The following is a 15,630-nucleotide window of genomic DNA, read 5'->3' as shown; positions in this document are numbered from 1 at the left end:
TAAAGATCTGAACCGGCTGTTCAGCCGAGTCCGCGCAGGCCCTTGCCCTCCATGAAGCGGGAGATCCGCTCCCACACCTCCTCCTGGTGCAGCATCACCTGGTCGGCGATCGCCTCGATGTCGGCGGCCCGGCGCGGGTCGAGGCGGGGGCCGACCTCGATGGCGACGCCCGCGAAGTAGGCCGCCGGCCAGGGGAGGCTCTCGATCGCGGCGGCGATGCCCTCCAGTTCCTCGGCGAGCCGGTCGTGCTCGACGACCCGGCTGACGATCCCGGCGCGCAGCGCCTCCTCGGCGTCCACGATCCGCGACGTGAGGATCATGTCCTTGGCGAACGCCTCGCCGGTCGCCCGCGCCAGGCGGCTCGTGCCGCCGACGTCGGGAACGATCCCCATCTTCAGCTGGGGCATCGCGAAGATCGCCCGGTCGCTGGCGATCCTGATGTCGCAGGCCAGCGCCAGCTCGAGACCGGCTCCGATCACGGGGCCGTTGATCGCGGCGACGCTGGGCTGCGGCGCGCGTTCGAAGCGGTCCACGATGGTGGCCCAGCGCCGGATGAACGAGGGGTAGCTGCCCTTCTCCACCTCGAGCGCCGCCCCGATCGCGCCGAAGTCGACGCCGGCGCAGAAGGCGGGACCGTTGCCGGTGAGGGTGATGACGCGCAGGTCGTCGCGCATCTCCGCCCCCGACATCACCCGGTCGAGGTCGTCCCAGGCGCCGAAGGTCAGCGCGTTGCGCTCCTCGGGCCGGTTCAATGTGATGGCGAGGCGGGTTCCGGAGTCCGCGACCGCCAGGGTCTCCAGGTTTTCGCTGGTCATCTTCTCGTCTCCTAGATCGCTCTCCGGGCCGCCGCTAGGGGTGCGTACCGACTTGTAGAAATGTAACGTATAACGTTAAACTTATTAAGTCCCGAGGCGGGCCGCCCTATGGCGTACCGGTCGGGTCCATGGAAGAGTAACGTTGAACGTAAACTTAGCGCGAGGGTGACCCGTGGAAGCTGTGACAACGCCGGCCGAGCAGATCGCGGCCGGAAGCGTACTGCACGCGGGGCGGCTGATCAGCCAGATCGAGAGCGGCCACCCCCAGGCGCGGGAGGTCCTGCGGGCGCTCGCGCCGCACTGCGGCCGGGCCCAGCTCATCGGCGTCACCGGGCCTCCAGGAGCCGGTAAGAGCACACTGGTCGCCGCGCTCATCAGGGAGCTGCGCGGCCAGGGGCGGACCGTCGGCGTGATAGCCGTCGACCCCTCCAGTCCGTTCACCGGGGGAGCCCTGCTCGGCGACCGCGACCGGATGGTCGAGGCCTCCAGCGGGGACCGGGGGGTGTTCATCCGGTCCATCGCCTCCCGGTGCGCCTCCGGCGGCCTCGCCGCCGCCGTCGACGACGCGGTCGACGTGATGGACGCCATGGGCAAGGACGTGGTGATCATCGAGACCGTCGGGGTCGGGCAGGGTGAGTTCGACGTCGCCGGGATCGCCCACACCGTCGTCCTGGTGATGGTTCCCGGGTACGGCGACGCCCTGCAGGCGATGAAGGCCGGCATCACCGAGATCGCCGACGTGGTGACGGTCAACAAGGGCGACTCGCCCGGCGCCGAGCAGACGGTCAGGGATCTGGCCGCGCAGGGGTTCGAGCGGACCGGCCCGGACGGGGTGTCGCGCTGGAAGGTCCCCGTGCTCAAGACGTCGGCGCTGCGCGGGGAAGGCATCGGGGCGCTGGTCGCCGCGGTCGACGAGCACTACGCGCACACCGGTGCCACCGGATGGCGCGCCGCGGCCGAACGCGCCCGCCGGAGGGCCAGGTTCAACGCCTTCGTCGCCGACCGGCTCCAGGAGGAGCTGCTGAAGGTCGCCGGAGAGTCGCTGGACGACGAGCGGCTGGCCGACCCCTACGGAGCGGCCCAGGCGTACGTCGACGCACTGCTGAACGCCCACCGCCGGCTCACCGGCCCCTCAGGGGCCGCGGCGGTCCCAGGAACGGAGAACAAGTGACATCCTTGATCAGCAGCAAGTTCGAGGCCGCCAAGCAGGCGTGGGCCGAGCGCAGAGCCCGTTACGCCGCCAAACTGCGACCGGCCAAGACCCTCTCCGGTCTGCCGGTGAAGACCGTCTACACCCCCGAGGACGTCGCGGGCATCGACCTCGAGGAGATGCCCGGCGTCTATCCCTACACCCGGGGTCTGCACCCCGACGGCTACGCCCTGACGCCGTGGATGCAGCAGATGGTCTTCGGCTTCGGGACCATCGAAGAGACCCGCGTGAAGATGGAGAAGATGGTCGCGGAGGGCATGGAGGGCTACTTCGGCCACAAGGTCTTCAACACCGTCTACGACGTCCCCTGCATGTACGGCATCGACGCCGACCACCCGGAGGCCGTCGGCAACATCGGCCAGTGCGGCGTGCACATGAGCACCGGCGACGACTACGACGAGCTGATCCGCGGCTGGGACCTGGAGACCACCAACTTCTCCATGATCACCGGTGACAACTGCCTGCCGGCGCTCGCCCTGCTCGCCGCCGCGGTCGAGCGGCGCGGCGAGCCGACCACGAAGATGCACGGCAACTCCATGAACTGGTACCCGCGCATCGCGGTCCAGGACGTGCCCTCCTGGGAGCCCAGATGGGGCTACGCCCTGATGATCGACCTGATCAAGTGGGCCAGGGAGAACGCGCCCGCGTGGAACCCCGCCAACATCTTCATGTACGGCCTGTCGGAGGCCGGGGCGACCCCCGTGCAGGAGCTCGCCTACGGCCTGGCGTGGGGCAAGTCGATCATCGACGCCGGTCTGGCCGCCGGCCTGGCGCCCGACGACTTCATCGGCCGGCTGTCGTTCCAGATCGGCTGCACGGTGAACGTCTTCGAGGAGGTCGCCAAGTTCCGGGCGCACCGCCGGATGTGGGCCAGGCTCTGCCGGGAGGCCGGCGTCACCAAGCCGTCCAACATGTTCGCCCGCGTCCACGTGCACACCAGCGGCTACGTCCTGACGCAGCAGCAGCTGATGAACAACAACGCCAGGATCACCCTGCAGACGCTGGCGGCGGTGCTGGGCGGCGTGCAGTCGATCCACACCTGCTCCTACGACGAGGCCGTGGGCGTGCCCACCGAGGAGTCGCACCGTACGGCCCTGCGCACCCAGCAGATCCTCATGTGGGAGAGCGGCCTGCGGGACGTCGCCGACCCGCTGGGCGGCTCCTACTTCGTGGAGAAGCTCACCGACGAGATGGAGGCGGCGGCCTGGGAGATCTTCAACGAGATCGAGGCCGCGGGCGGCTACCTGCGCGGCATCGAGACCGGCGAGATCAAGCGGAACATCGACAACTCGTCCTACGAGATGAAGAAGCTGATCAACAGCGGCGAGCTGCCGATCGTCGGGGTCAACCGCTACACCTCCGACGAGCCGGAGAACTATGAGCCGTTCCGCATCGACGAGACGGTCGAGATCAAGGCCAAGGCCCGGCTGGAGGCGTACCGGGCCAAGCGCGACCAGGCCGAGGTCGACGCCGCGATCGCGGACATCCGCCGGGCCTGTCAGGACCTGAAGGACGGCAGGGGCCCCCTGATGCCCACCCTGGTGGACGCGGCCCGCAGGGGCGTGACCAACGGCGAGATGATGGTGCCGATGCGCGAAGCGTTCGGCTGGTACGTCAGTGAGTGAGCCCGTCCGGGGCCTCGCACATCACCCAAGGAGTGGACGCGTGTCCAGAGAGCACATCAAGGTCCTGCTGGCGAAGAAGAAGATCGACGTACACGGGCGGGGCAGCAAGCTGATCGCCCGGGAGTTGCGGGACGCCGGAATGGAGGTCGTCTACTTCCGGTTCGGCGTGGTGGAGGAGATCGCCGAGGCGGCCCTCCAGGAGGACGTCGACGTGGTGGCCGTCAGCGTGATGACCAGCGGGCAGATGCAGATCGCCCGCGACCTGATCCCCGCGTTGAAGGAACGCGGCATGAACCAGGTCCTTGTGATCATGGGCGGCATCATCCCCGAGGTCGACTTCGAGCCGCTCCAGGCACTGGGAGTGCACCGGTCCTTCCCGCCGGGCCTGCCCGGCGGCGTCGTGGCCGAGTACATCCGGGAGAACGTCGGCAAGGCCAGCCTGGTCTGAGAGGGCGGCCGGGCCCGTACGCGTCCACGGGCCCGGCCGCCGTTCCGTTCCGCCCGGGGCCGCTGCCGCGTCCGGTGCGGCGCCGGGCGCGGCGGCATCGGCATCGGGGGTTCTCCCCGCAATCGTGGAAGGGGTCATCGTGGCATCGTTGTCCGGAGTGGACGGCAAGGGGATCGTCGTCACAGGGGGAGGCGGCGGGCTCGGCTCGGCCATGGCGGCCGAGCTGTGCCGGCTCGGCGCCCGGGTCGTGGTCTGCGGACGGACCCAGGAGACGCTCGACCGGACGGTCGAGGCGATCGGCGAGGAGCTGGGCGAGGGCCGGGCGTTCGCGGTCACCGCGGACGTACGCGACCCCGCCTCGGTGGCGGCGATGGCCGACGCGGCGGGCGAACTCCTCGGCGCCGTCGACGGGCTGGTCAACAACGCCTCCGGCCTGTTCCCCATCAGGGCAGAGGAGCTGACCCCGAACGGCTTCAACTCGGTCATCCAGATCGTGCTCAACGGCACCTGGCACTGCACCTCGGAGATGGCCGGGCGCTGGCTGAGCGCCGGACGCGGGGGAGCGGTGGTCAACGTGCTCACGCCGTACGCCTGGATGGGCGCCCCGGGGATCGTGCACAACGCCTCGGCCAAGGGCGGCGTCCTCGCCATGACCCGCACGCTCGGGGCTGAGTGGGCCGGGCGGGGCGTCCGGGTGAACGCCGTGGCCCCGGGGTGGATGCCGGTGGGCGGCACCGACTTCCTGGCGGGCGACCCGGAGGTACGCCGCCGCCTGATCGAGGCGATCCCGGCAGGACGCCTGCTCAAGGCGGAGGAGACCGCGCGCGCGGTGGCCTATCTCCTCTCCGACGACGCTTCCTACGTGGTGGGCGAGGTGCTCACCATCGACGGCGGCCACCACCTGTCCAAGGGCCTGTACGAGTTCCTCGGCGAGATCCCCACCCGCCGGTAGAGGGCGACGATCCGCGGCCCGACTGCACGGATGGGCGAGGGCCGCGGACGGCTCCTTGAAGAGGTCCTGGATCATCGGGCGGCTTCAGAACCTCTCCGAATGTCCGCTCCGGCCGCGACTCCCGGTCCGGGCGCCTTTGATCCACCCGTCAGAGGGAGAGGAATCGTTGTGAGCGCATGCTGTGGTCCGCGACGGCAGTCCGCTGAGGAGCCGCCCCGGAGGGGGCTTACGGCGAACGCGCGGCGGCAGCTCCGGGTGCGGCCCGGTACGGGCGAAATGGTGGCGATCCCCGGCGGTGCCTTCCTGATGGGCGACGATCGCGAGGAGACGTTCGCCTCCGATGGAGAGGGCCCGGTGCGCGAGGTGAGGGTGCGGCCGTTCCTGATGGACGCCACCACGGTGACCAACTCCCTGTTCGTGGCGTTCGTCACAGAGACCGGCCACGTCACCGATGCGGAAAGGTACGGCTGGTCCTTCGTCTTCGCCGGGTTTCTCACGGAGAAGGCTTGGCGATATGTCATTCCCGCGCGTTCCACGGCGACGCCATGGTGGGTGCCGATGTACGGAGCCACCTGGCGGACGCCCGAGGGACCGGGATCGACGATCGAAGGACGGGAGGACCACCCGGTGGTGCACGTCTCCTGGCGGGACGCGGACGCCTACGCCCAATGGGCGGGCAAGCGTCTTCCTACGGAGGCCGAGTGGGAACGTGCCGCACGCGGGGGGCTGGAGAGGGCACGGTTTCCCTGGGGAGACGAGCTCGTGCCCGATGGAGTGCACCGGTGCAACATCTGGCAGGGGGACTTTCCCGACCGCAACACCGGCGAGGACGGTTACCTGGGCACCGCGCCAGTGACCGCGTACGCGTCCAACGACTTCGGGCTCCGCAACATCGTCGGCAATGTGTGGGAATGGTGCGCGGACTGGTGGTCCACCACCTGGCACGTGGACGGTGCGGAGGCTACCCGGGTCGATCCGCTGGGCCCGGCCGAGGGAACCGAGAAGGTGATTCGCGGCGGCTCGTATCTCTGCCATCGGTCAGTGGTCCGAGCCGCGCGCCGTTCGGTCATCGACCTGGACGGTGCCCACGTCCAGCCGGGCGGCCGGCTGGATCGCCATGAAGGAGGGGCCGCCGGGAATCGGCGGCCCCTCCTTCATGGGCGTGGAGGGCGTCATGTCAGCGTGGGCCGCCGCGCGGGGGACAGGCTGTCGGGGCCGAGGTCCTTGACCGTCGGAGTGCCCATCAGGGTCAGGCCGCGGATCATTTCCTCTCTGAGTATCGCCAGCACGGCCGCGACCCCCCGGGTGCCGCCGCCGGCGAGCCCATAGACCAGGGGCCGCCCGATGAGGCAGGCCCGGGCGCCGAGGGCCAGCGCGATGATGACATCCGTACCTGATCTGATGCCGCCGTCCACCAGGACATCGGCGCGGTGGCCGATCCGTTCCGCCACCGCGGGCAGCGCGCGGATGGCGGGCGGCACGGCGTTGAGCTGCCGGCCGCCGTGGTTGGAGACGACGACGCCGTCCACACCGAGGTCCACCACACGCTCGGCGTCGTCGGGGTGGAGCACGCCCTTGACGTACAGAGGGCCGTTCCATCGGGACCGGATCCACTCCAGATCACCCCAGCCGATGTCCGCCGTCAGGTTCTCGGACTGGATCTCCACCGACTCGACCTCGCTCACACGGGCGTCGTCGGGGATCAGGTTCCGCAGCGTCGTACGGCGGTGCCGCAGGTAGCCGTAGATCCAGCGGGGCCGTCGGGCCGCGTCCAGGATCCGTGCCGGGGTGAGGGTCGGGGGAATGGCCATTCCGGTGCGCCGCTCGCGCAGGCGGTTGCCGTATACCGGCACGTCGACCGTCACGAACAGGGCGGTGAAACCGCTGTCCCTGGCGCGGTCCATCAGGGATCCGATCAGACGACGGTCGCGCCACGGGTACAGCTGGAACCAGTGGTGCTCCTCGGTGCCCCGTCCGACCTCCTCGATGCTGTAGGAGGAGGCGCTGCTGAGCACCAGCCGGGTGCCGTTCCGCTCGGCCGCACGCGCCGCGCCGAGGTCTCCGTGCCAGTGTGCGGCCCCGGCCAGTCCGGTAGGAGCCAGGACGATGGGCAGGTCAAGTCGGGTGCCGGCGATCGTCACCGTGAGATCCACGTCGGCGACGCCGGCCAGCACCCGCTGGTTGAGGTACCAGTCTCGGTAGGCGGCCTGGTTCTCCTGAAGGGTCCGCTCGTCGTCCGCGCCGTTCTCGATGTAGGCCCAGACCATGCGGGGGACGCGTCCGCGTGCCCGCTCGCGCCAGTCATCGACGCTCAAGGGCGGGGTGGCGCCGTTGAGCCGGAAGCGGAAGTCACCGATCACCGCGGGATCCTGGGGTGGAGGGCGGGCGGCCGAGGGTGGCGGTCAATCCGTGACCTGCCATACCAGCAGGCGCCGCTCCGCGGTGTTGAACAGCCAGTTCATGATGACGGCTATGGCCATCAGTTCGACCAGGATGGCGAAGACGGTGTTGATCTGGTACGAGGACGAGTACAGCACGATGTCCTGGCCGAGACCGCCGGTGGCGGCGACCATCTCGGAGGCCACCACGCCCAGCAGGGCGTAGACGAAGGTCAGCCGCAGGCCGGCGAACATCGTCGGCACGGCCGAGGGGAGCACCACCTTCAGCAGGAGCGAGCCGCGTTTGAGGCCCACCACCCGCGCCATCGTCATCAGGTCGGCGTCGACCGACCGCACCGCCGAGCGGGCGTTCTCCGTGAGGATGAAGAAGACGATGCTGACGGCCAGGACCACCTTCGCCGTCATGGTCAGTCCGAACCAGGCGATGAACAGCGGGGCCAGCGCGATGCGCGGCACGCTGTTGATCGGGGCGAGGAACGGTCCGAAGACCGAGTTGAGGGTGGGGCTCAGGCCGAGGATCAGGCCGGCGAGGGTGCCGGAGACCGAGCCGATGACGAAGGAGACGCCGACCGCGCCGCCCGTGTCCTTGATCGATTGGATGCTGCGTTCCGACGGCAGGTATTCCAGCATCGCCGTCCAGACGCCGCTGGGCCGTCCGAACAGGGTCTCCTCCAGCCAGCCCTGCCTGGAGGCGAACTCCCACAGGGCGAGGAAGACGACACAGATCAGAACGCGTGCGGTGTTGATGAACGCCTTCGACTGCCAGAAGGCGGGCCGCTTGCTGTTGCCCGCGGTCCCGCTGCCCCTGGGCGCCGAGGCCGCCGTCGGTCGTTCGGTGGTGATGGTCATGACCGCCTCAGCTCGCGTCCCGGCGGCTGCGGTCGCCGATCGCGCCTTCGAGCCGCTCGAACAGATCGTGGGTGATGCCCTGGAACTCGTCGGTGAACTGGATCGCGCCGAGGTCCTCGGCACGTGGGCGTGGCAGGTCGATCGTGCGATCCTCGGCGATGCGGCCGGGATGGGGCAGCATCACGATCACCCGGTCGGCGAGGAGCACGGCCTCCTGCAGGTCGTGGGTGACGAAGATGACCGTTTTACGGTGGTCGCTGCCCTGGCGCTGCTCCCAGATGCGCAGGAACTCCGCCTGCAGCGTGAGCTTGGTGCGGGCGTCCAGAGCGGCGAACGGCTCGTCCATCAGCAGCAGGGAGGGGTCGGAGGCCAGCGTGCGGGCCAGTGCCACACGCTGTCGCATGCCCTGCGACAGCTGCAGGCGGTACTGCGACTCGCGGCCCTTGAGGCCGACCAGCTCCAGCATCTCGCGCGCCCGTTCCTGGCGTTTCCCGCGATCCCAGCCGCGGGTCTCCAGCGGCAGCTCGACGTTCTTGCGAGCGGTACGCCAGGGGAGCAGCGCGTCTCTGGCGAACATGTAACCGACGTCCATGTTGGGCAGTTCGGGGGCCTTGCCGGCGAGCGTGACCTCTCCGTGCGTGGGACGCACCAGCCCCGCCAGCATGTTCAGCATCGTCGTCTTGCCGCAGCCGCTCGCACCGACCAGGGCGACGAACTGGCCGGCATGGATCTCCACGTTTACCCCTTGAAGGGCCACGAGTTCCCTGGAACCGGCGGAGCCGTCCGCGCCCCGGGCACCCTGGAGGCGGAACACCTGGTGGACGTCCTTGAAGGAGATCATGGGGGACGCTCCGGGCGCGGCGGTCGATTCGGCCGTCGTGGCCGATCTGCTCTCAGTCCTGGCTACCAATGTCTCTGTCTCCCTCAGCTTGCGAGGATCTCGGAACCGGTCGGTGGAGCCACTGCGGAGTGGGTGCCAGGCGGGCTCTCCGGTGACCGGACTCAAAAATCTCACGTTTAACGCTATATATCAATATTTGGATTGAAAAGGTGGGGAACGGGCAGAACCACCCGATGATCCGTCACGCCTGGCCGCCGGAGTAGGCCGCAGCGCCGCCGACCAGGTCCGCCGACTCGAAGACCGTGACCGAGCACCCTCGCAGGGCCGATCCGAGAGCCGTCGCCAGCCCGGACAGACCCGCACCCACGACGATGACATGCCGGTTGTGGTCCGTCACGCCGATCCTCCTCGTTCCGTTGCCGCGTTGTTCATCCGGGGGCCGCCGCCCGCGGTCATGCCGCCGTCGATGACGAAGTCACCGCCGGTGAGGTAGCCGCTCTCGTCCGAGGCGAGAAACAGCACCAACTCCGCGACGTCCCTCGGTGCGCCCGGCCGGCCGAGCGGCAGGAAACGGTAGTGATCCGGGTCCCGGCCGTGGCCCGCCTCGGTGAGCATCGGCGTGTCGATGTATCCGGGGTGGATCGCGTTGACCCGGATGCCGCGTGGGCCCAGTTCGAGCGCGGCGGCTTTGGTGAGTCCCCGCAGGGCCCATTTGGACGTCGTGTAGGCGGCACTGCCGTACCCTCCGAGCAGGGCGAGCACGGAGCACACGTTGACGATCGATCCGCCCCCCGCCGTGGTCATCGCCTCGGTGACCGCCTGCGTTCCCAGCAGCGCGCCGACGACGTTCACGTCGAGCATGGCCGACATTTCCGCCGCGGATTCGTCGAGCAGACCGCGCTTCCAGTGGACGCCCGCGTTGTTGACGAGGACGCGCACGGGGGGCCAGTCCGTCAGCGATTCGACGGCCGCCGCCCAGTCCTCCTCCCGTGTGACGTCGAGGCGGAGGAACCGGGCGCGCTCGCCCAGTTCGCCGGCCAGTGCCCGGCCGCGCTCTTCGAGTACGTCCGCGATCAGCACGTGCGCGTTGGCGTCGATGAACCGGCGGACCTCGGCCTCGCCCTGACCACGTGCCCCACCGGTGACGATCACCGTCCGTCCGGCCAGGTCAACCATGAATCGCTCCTTGTCTGGACGCTGCCACCGGTTCGTCGTGATTCGGCCGCGGCTCGGCCTTCGCGATGCCGAGATCGACGAACATGTCGAAGGTCCTCGTGAGGGTTTCCTTGTCGAGGGTGGTCGAGAAGTCCTTGTACGCCTGCTCGACGACGAGGTTCGCCACCTCGGGGCTGACCCCCGTGTCGGCTGCCGGCACGGAGGCGCTGGCCGCGAGGTCGGCCGGATCGTCGATGAAGGTCAGGGCCTCGTCCACCGCGTCGCAGAACACCTTGGCGCTCTCAGGTCGCTCCTGGAGGAGCTCGATGATCTCGATCTCGATGTCCCGCTTCTGGAACATCCCGTGCTTCTCCGCGATCATGACGGGCAGCCGGTATGCCTGAGCGGGGAACATCATCACGCGGAGGGGCCGCGTCCCCCCGGTCGCCGCGGCCCCGGGCGAGTCGGAAGCCGCGGGGTCGCCGCCTCCACAGGCGGCCGTCGCGGCGGCGACCAGCGGCGCGGCCGAGAGGAGAGCGATCCGGGATGGATGCGATACACGCATGAACAATCTCCTGAACGAGGACAGGACGGGCATGGCGGGAATCGCGATACGTGGGGGAGCGCGCGCGAAGATTCCGGGGGCTGAGCCCTAACCGGTGCCGGGCCCGGCCCGGTGCGAGGCGAGCACGGCCGGGTTGCCCTGGGTCCAGGTGTGGTGCAGGTGCCGGTCGGCGATGCGCCAGCCGTCGCGGGTTCGGACGAACCGGTCGACGTAGGTGCCGGCGATGGTGAAGAGGTCGCCGCCAGGCGTGCCGTTCTTGACATGCTGGGCGATCAGGTATGTGCGGCCGGTCGCCTCGTCGGCGCCGGTCGCCTCGATCAGCGAGGTGCCGATGAAGTGCTGGCTGGCGTCCAGGGGCTCCAGAGAGGCGCGGACGACCTCGACGATGGCGGGCAGTCCACGTGGGCTGCCCGCGCTGCCGTACTCGGCCGCCGCGTCTTCGGTGAAGACCTGCCCCAGCAGGTCCCAGTCACGGCCGTCCAGCGCGACGCAGTAACGTGCCAGAAGATCCGCGATGTCCAGGCGGTCTTGCAGAGCAGGGGACCGGGCGGCGTCGGCACGCCCTCCTGCTGTGGCCATGGATCCTTCTCCTTCGTGCCCGCTCGCGACCGAGGACGGTCTCCGGCGGCTCTTCGCGGGTGAGCGCCGAGTCCGGACCGGCCTGGTCGCGAGCGGCGCGGTTCAACTCCCGGGCAGGACCACGAGGGAGTCGTAGGACGGCTTCGGTTCCGCCTCGAGAACGCCGAGCTTGACGTACGCGTCGAAGGTCGTGTCGAGCGTGTCCTTGGGCAGTTCGGTCGAGAAGTCGCCGTAGGTCTGGTCGAGGACGAGTTCGGCCACGGGCTCGGTGATGCCGGTGTCCTTCACCAGCATGTCCAGCGTGGTCTCGCGGTTCGCGGAGTCACGGATGAAGCCCAGGGCATCGTCGATGACGTCGCAGAACGCCTTGGCGGCCGCGGGCTTCTGCTGGAGGAACTCGGCGCTGCCCACCCAGCCGCTGCCGTAATACTCCTTGTACGTGGTGGGCCCCTCGGACATGTAGAGCAGGGGCTTGCCCGACTTGGCGTCCAGGACGAACTGGGTGCCGGTCGGGTTGAGCTGGGCCACGTCGACGCTGCCGTTGCCGAGTGCCGCGATGGCGGCGCTGCTGCCGCCGCCGAGGTTGACGTAGGTCACGTCGGTGACTCCGGCCTCTTCGAGCGCCGCGGCGAAGATCTTCTGGAGACCGGATCCCACCGGGGTCTGGATGCCGATCTTCTTGCCCTTCAGGGCCTGCAGCACCTCCTGCCAGGTGGCGCCCTCGGCGGTCGACGGGAGCGTGCTGTCCGCCGGAGCCATCAGAGTGGTCTGCAGCACCTTGATGCCGCCGCAGAAGAAGGCGCCCTTCGCGCCGGCCTGCCAGCCCTGGCCGAGCGTGCCGACCGTGACGATGCCGACGTCGGACTTCGTCGCGGTCAGGCCCTGCATGCCCTGCAGGTTGGCGGGCTGCTCGGTGATTTCGATATTGATGCCGCGCTTCTCGAACATGCCCTGCTGCTGAGCGATCATCACCGGCAGCCGGTACGACTGGGCCGGGTACATCATCACTCGGACCGTCTCGGTGCCCCCGGTGGCCTGGGCGGCGGTGGACGTGTCATCGGAGTCGCCGCCGCACGCGGCGGCCGTGGCGGTGAGCAGCAGGGCTATCGAGGCGAGAGCAACGCGAGTCTGGTATCCGTTGCGCATTGCGAACCTCCATCATACAAGGCCTCTTCGCGGGGCCTCAGTTGCCCGGTGAGCATTTCACGTTTAACGGAAGGAAACAAGGCCCTAGTTTGCTGACTTGAGGCAAAGAGGGAGGTCATCGACGCGCGCGGCGGGCAGCACTGTGAGCCGGACCGGCGACCGGCCCGGCTCACAGCCCGGACTGCTACGGCGATGTCCTCAGTGAAGGCTCCAGCCGCCGTCGACGGGCAGGGTGATGCCGGTGATGTACGAGCCGGCGTCGGAGGCCAGCAGCAGCAGGGCCCCGTACAGCTCGTGGGTCTCGCCGATGCGGCCGAGCGGAGTGCGCGCGAGGACCTTGCTCGTCCCGACATCGGACGCCAGCAGGGGATCGGTCAGCTCCGAGGAGAAGAAGCTCGGCGCCAGGGAGTTGACGCGGATGCCGTACCGGGCCGACCACTGCATCGCCAGATCACGGGTCATCCCGTTCATGCCGGCCTTGGAGGAGGAGTAGGCCACCTGCGGGATGTCGCCGCCGCTGATGCCCAGCACCGAGGAGACGTTCACCACCGAGCCGCCGTGCTTGGCCTTGATACACGCCCGCCCGAAGGCCTGGGCCATGTAGTAGGCGCCGATGAGGTTGATGCCGAGGACCCGGTTGAAGTCCTCGGGGTCCTCCTTGTGCGCCGGGGCCGCGTGGCCGACACCCGCGTTGTTGACGAGAACGTGGACGTCGCCGAGTTGCTCGATCGCCGCTTCCACCAGCGCGTCGCAGTCTTCGACCTTGGAGACGTCGGTCCGTACGGCGATGCACCGGCGACCGGTCGCGGTGATCTTCTCCTTGACCTCCTGGAGGCGGTCGACGCGACGGGCGGCCAGGACGACGTCGGCGCCGGCGTCGGCGAGCGCCTCGGCGAAGCCGACACCGAGGCCGGAGGAGGCGCCGGTGACGATGGCGACCTTGCCGTCGAGTCTGAACTGGTCCAACACGCTCATTGATGTCCTCGCATTCCTACAGTCGTGCTCACGGGGTCACTCGCCGCGGAAGACGGGCTCGCGGCGCTCCTCGAACGCCTTGCGGCCCTCGGCCACGTCGGCCGACGCGAAGATCGCGGGCATGAGGTTCTCGCCCTCGCGGTAGTGGCCGCCGGCCGCGTTGTTGAGGGTCCACTTGGTGGCGGCGACGGCGAGCGGCGCGCGCTTGGCCATCCGGGAGGCCAGGGCGGTGTACTCCTGCACCAGGGACTCGTGCGGGACGACCTTGTTGACGAAGCCGAACTCCCTGGCCTCCTCCGCCGACAGGTCGTCGGAGGTGTAGGCCATCCAGGCGACGCGGCGCCGCCCGATCATGTCGATGCCCCGGGTGATCGTGACGGCGGGCACGAGCCCGTGGTTCATCTCGCGCAGGCCGAAGCGCGCCTTCTCAGAGGCCAGGACCAGGTCGCAGGCGAGGGCGATCTCGGTGCCGAACCCGAAGGCGTAGCCGTTGACCGCGGCGATGACGACCTTGCTCAGCCGCTCGATCGCCTCGAAGGGCGCGTGGGCCAGGCGGATGAACTTGCGGCAGTTGCCCATGCTGTCGAAGGTCATGCCGCCGAGGTCGGCGCCGGCGGAGAAGGACTTGCCGGTGCCACCCGTGAGCACGACGGCCCGGACCTGGTCATCGTTCTCGAACGAGCTGATCGTGTCGGCCAGCTCCCCGAAGAGGGTCGGGCTGCCGGCGTTGAGGACATCGGGCCGGTGCAGGGTGACAACGGCATATCTGTCCGCCGGGTACTTCTCGACGTACAGGGTCTCCCTGTCCACGCGTTCCATGTCGGCCATTTGTGATCACTTCCCTTGGTTGGATATGACGTTCGACGTCGATTGAATGAGCGTGGCGCCGGCGGCCACCTCACGTGACGGACGACGGATCACAGCGCTTCGATGACGGTGGCGTTGGCCATGCCGCCGCCCTCGCACATCGTCTGCAGCCCGTAGCGGCCGCCGGTGCGGCGGAGGCTGTGCACCAGGGTGGTCATCAGCCTCGCGCCGGTCGCGCCCAGCGGGTGCCCCAGGGCGATGGCGCCGCCCAGCGGATTGGTCCGTTCCTGGTCGATGCCGAGCTCACGCAGCCAGGAGAGGACCACGGGGGCGAACGCCTCGTTGATCTCGTAGTGGTCGATGTCGCCGACCGACAGCCCGGCCTTCTTCAGCACCTGCTGAGTGGCGGGAATGGGAGCGCTCAGCATCATGATCGGATCGGCTCCCGTGACCGCCAGGGTGTGCACCCGGGCCAGCGGGGTGAGGCCGTGCCGTTCGACGGCCTTCGCGGAGGCGATGAGCAGGGCCGCGGCGCCGTCGGAGATCTGGCTCGAGACCGCAGCGGTGAGCCGGCCGCCCTCGGTGAGGGGCTTGAGGCCGGCCATCTTCTCCAGCGAGGTGTCGGGCCGCGGGCCCTCGTCGGCCCGGACATCCCCGAAGGGGACGATCTCGGCGTCGAACACGCCCGCCCGCTGGGCCGCGATCGCCCGCTGGTGGCTGCGCAGGGCGAACTCCTCCATGTCCTCCCGCGTGATGTTCCACCGCTCGGCGATCAGCTCGGCGCCGCGGAACTGGGAGACCTCCTGGTCGCCGTAGCGCGCGATCCAGCCGGGACCGTCGTACGGCGCGCCCAGGCCCTGCTGCTCCCCGATGATCGCCGGGCTCGAGATCGGGACCAGGCTCATCACCTCGACCCCGCCGGCCAGGACGAGGTCCTGGGTGCCGGACATGACGGCCTGGGCGGCGAAGTGGACCGCCTGCTGTGAGGAGCCGCACTGGCGGTCGATGGTGGTGCCCGGGACGTGCTCGGGCAGGCCCGCCGACAGCCACGCGGTGCGGGCGATGTTGGTGGACTGGGCGCCGAGCTGGTCGACGCAGCCGAGGATCACGTCCTCGACCTCACCGGCGTCGACGCCCGCACGCTCGACGGCCGCCTTGATGGCATGGCCGGCGAGGTCGGCGGGATGAACCTGGCTCAAGCCGCCCTTGCGGCGTCCGACGGGAGTGCGTACGGCGCTGACGATGAATGCCTCTGCCACTGTCT

At 69.3% G+C, this 15,630-nt stretch carries 16 protein-coding genes and 1 pseudogene; 5 read left to right on the top strand and 12 right to left on the bottom strand.

Features of this window, described 5'->3' with window-relative positions; translation table 11 throughout:
* Positions 1-20 precede the first annotated feature (20 nt).
* The gene (locus tag ACQP1K_RS16570; RefSeq protein WP_433496613.1) at positions 21-815 is read right to left on the bottom strand and encodes an enoyl-CoA hydratase/isomerase family protein; all 795 of its coding nucleotides are present in this window, start codon (positions 813-815) and stop codon (positions 21-23) included.
* Between the two features lie 172 nt (positions 816-987).
* Here ACQP1K_RS16570 and meaB point away from each other — a divergent pair, with 172 nt between their 5' ends.
* From meaB to ACQP1K_RS16545, 5 genes and pseudogenes are all read left to right on the top strand, one after another.
* The gene (meaB, locus tag ACQP1K_RS16565; protein WP_433496612.1) at positions 988-1,986 is read left to right on the top strand and encodes a methylmalonyl Co-A mutase-associated GTPase MeaB; all 999 of its coding nucleotides are present in this window, start codon (positions 988-990) and stop codon (positions 1,984-1,986) included.
* On the top strand, positions 1,983-3,650 hold the full coding sequence (locus ACQP1K_RS16560) for an acyl-CoA mutase large subunit family protein (RefSeq protein WP_433496611.1): 1,668 nt from the start codon (positions 1,983-1,985) through the stop codon (positions 3,648-3,650). The genes meaB and ACQP1K_RS16560 overlap by 4 nt, the downstream gene beginning before the upstream one ends.
* Positions 3,651-3,690: 40 nt before the next feature.
* Positions 3,691-4,098 carry a cobalamin B12-binding domain-containing protein gene (locus tag ACQP1K_RS16555; RefSeq protein ID WP_433496610.1) on the top strand — a complete coding sequence of 136 codons (408 nt, stop codon included), beginning with the start codon at positions 3,691-3,693 and terminating at the stop codon, positions 4,096-4,098.
* 139 nt (positions 4,099-4,237) lie between these two features.
* The gene (locus ACQP1K_RS16550) at positions 4,238-5,050 is read left to right on the top strand and encodes an SDR family oxidoreductase (protein WP_433496609.1); all 813 of its coding nucleotides are present in this window, start codon (positions 4,238-4,240) and stop codon (positions 5,048-5,050) included.
* Positions 5,051-5,080: 30 nt separating this feature from the next.
* Positions 5,081-6,121 (top strand): annotated as a pseudogene (locus ACQP1K_RS16545) (formylglycine-generating enzyme family protein); the annotation flags it as partial.
* A gap of 101 nt (positions 6,122-6,222) precedes the next feature.
* Here the strand turns inward: ACQP1K_RS16545 and ACQP1K_RS16540 are convergent.
* The 11 genes from ACQP1K_RS16540 to ACQP1K_RS16490 all read right to left on the bottom strand — a co-directional run bounded on the left by ACQP1K_RS16540 (position 6,223) and on the right by ACQP1K_RS16490 (position 15,625).
* Positions 6,223-7,410: an alpha-hydroxy acid oxidase gene (locus ACQP1K_RS16540; RefSeq protein ID WP_433496608.1), complete on the bottom strand. Its 1,188-nt coding sequence runs from the start codon at positions 7,408-7,410 to the stop codon at positions 6,223-6,225.
* A 42-nt stretch (positions 7,411-7,452) separates the two neighbouring features.
* Complete coding sequence (locus tag ACQP1K_RS16535; protein WP_433496607.1) at positions 7,453-8,298, bottom strand: ABC transporter permease; 846 nt, start codon at positions 8,296-8,298, stop codon at positions 7,453-7,455.
* A 7-nt stretch (positions 8,299-8,305) separates the two neighbouring features.
* Positions 8,306-9,139, bottom strand: a complete 834-nt coding sequence (locus ACQP1K_RS16530) for an ABC transporter ATP-binding protein (protein WP_433496606.1) — start codon at positions 9,137-9,139, stop codon at positions 8,306-8,308.
* A 241-nt stretch (positions 9,140-9,380) separates the two neighbouring features.
* Positions 9,381-9,536 (bottom strand): FAD-dependent oxidoreductase, encoded by a 156-nt coding sequence (locus ACQP1K_RS16525; protein WP_433496605.1) that lies wholly within the window; start codon positions 9,534-9,536, stop codon positions 9,381-9,383.
* Positions 9,533-10,315 carry an SDR family NAD(P)-dependent oxidoreductase gene (locus tag ACQP1K_RS16520; RefSeq protein ID WP_433496604.1) on the bottom strand — a complete coding sequence of 261 codons (783 nt, stop codon included), beginning with the start codon at positions 10,313-10,315 and terminating at the stop codon, positions 9,533-9,535. Before ACQP1K_RS16520 ends, ACQP1K_RS16525 begins: the two co-directional genes overlap by 4 nt.
* Positions 10,308-10,859: a hypothetical protein gene (locus ACQP1K_RS16515; protein ID WP_433496603.1), complete on the bottom strand. Its 552-nt coding sequence runs from the start codon at positions 10,857-10,859 to the stop codon at positions 10,308-10,310. The genes ACQP1K_RS16520 and ACQP1K_RS16515 overlap by 8 nt, the downstream gene beginning before the upstream one ends.
* An 87-nt stretch (positions 10,860-10,946) precedes the next feature.
* Positions 10,947-11,438: a nuclear transport factor 2 family protein gene (locus ACQP1K_RS16510; RefSeq protein ID WP_433496602.1), complete on the bottom strand. Its 492-nt coding sequence runs from the start codon at positions 11,436-11,438 to the stop codon at positions 10,947-10,949.
* Between the two features lie 102 nt (positions 11,439-11,540).
* A complete protein-coding gene (locus ACQP1K_RS16505) occupies positions 11,541-12,584 on the bottom strand; it encodes an ABC transporter substrate-binding protein (RefSeq protein ID WP_433496601.1) in 1,044 nt (347 codons plus the stop codon).
* 198 nt (positions 12,585-12,782) lie between these two features.
* Entirely contained in the window at positions 12,783-13,559 is a 777-nt protein-coding gene (locus ACQP1K_RS16500) for an SDR family NAD(P)-dependent oxidoreductase (protein WP_433496600.1), read from the bottom strand.
* A 36-nt stretch (positions 13,560-13,595) separates the two neighbouring features.
* The gene (locus ACQP1K_RS16495; RefSeq protein WP_433496599.1) at positions 13,596-14,387 is read right to left on the bottom strand and encodes an enoyl-CoA hydratase/isomerase family protein; all 792 of its coding nucleotides are present in this window, start codon (positions 14,385-14,387) and stop codon (positions 13,596-13,598) included.
* 89 nt (positions 14,388-14,476) lie between these two features.
* Positions 14,477-15,625 carry an acetyl-CoA C-acetyltransferase gene (locus tag ACQP1K_RS16490; protein ID WP_433496598.1) on the bottom strand — a complete coding sequence of 383 codons (1,149 nt, stop codon included), beginning with the start codon at positions 15,623-15,625 and terminating at the stop codon, positions 14,477-14,479.
* Between the last annotated feature and the right edge of the window lie 5 nt (positions 15,626-15,630).

It is taken from the genome of Sphaerimonospora sp. CA-214678 (assembly GCF_050942215.1).
Classification (GTDB): Bacteria; Actinomycetota; Actinomycetes; order Streptosporangiales; family Streptosporangiaceae; genus Sphaerimonospora.
This window is presented reverse-complemented; position numbering and strand designations above follow the sequence as displayed.

Coding starts and splice junctions, on each gene's coding strand:
- ACQP1K_RS16535 (WP_433496607.1), bottom strand. CDS start 8,298: ATGACCATCACCACCGAACGACCGACGGCGGCCTCGGCGCCCAGGGGC.
- ACQP1K_RS16515 (WP_433496603.1), bottom strand. CDS start 10,859: ATGCGTGTATCGCATCCATCCCGGATCGCTCTCCTCTCGGCCGCGCCG.
- ACQP1K_RS16570 (WP_433496613.1), bottom strand. CDS start 815: ATGACCAGCGAAAACCTGGAGACCCTGGCGGTCGCGGACTCCGGAACC.
- ACQP1K_RS16495 (WP_433496599.1), bottom strand. CDS start 14,387: ATGGCCGACATGGAACGCGTGGACAGGGAGACCCTGTACGTCGAGAAG.
- ACQP1K_RS16510 (WP_433496602.1), bottom strand. CDS start 11,438: ATGGCCACAGCAGGAGGGCGTGCCGACGCCGCCCGGTCCCCTGCTCTG.
- ACQP1K_RS16520 (WP_433496604.1), bottom strand. CDS start 10,315: ATGGTTGACCTGGCCGGACGGACGGTGATCGTCACCGGTGGGGCACGT.
- ACQP1K_RS16530 (WP_433496606.1), bottom strand. CDS start 9,139: ATGATCTCCTTCAAGGACGTCCACCAGGTGTTCCGCCTCCAGGGTGCC.
- ACQP1K_RS16505 (WP_433496601.1), bottom strand. CDS start 12,584: ATGCGCAACGGATACCAGACTCGCGTTGCTCTCGCCTCGATAGCCCTG.
- ACQP1K_RS16500 (WP_433496600.1), bottom strand. CDS start 13,559: ATGAGCGTGTTGGACCAGTTCAGACTCGACGGCAAGGTCGCCATCGTC.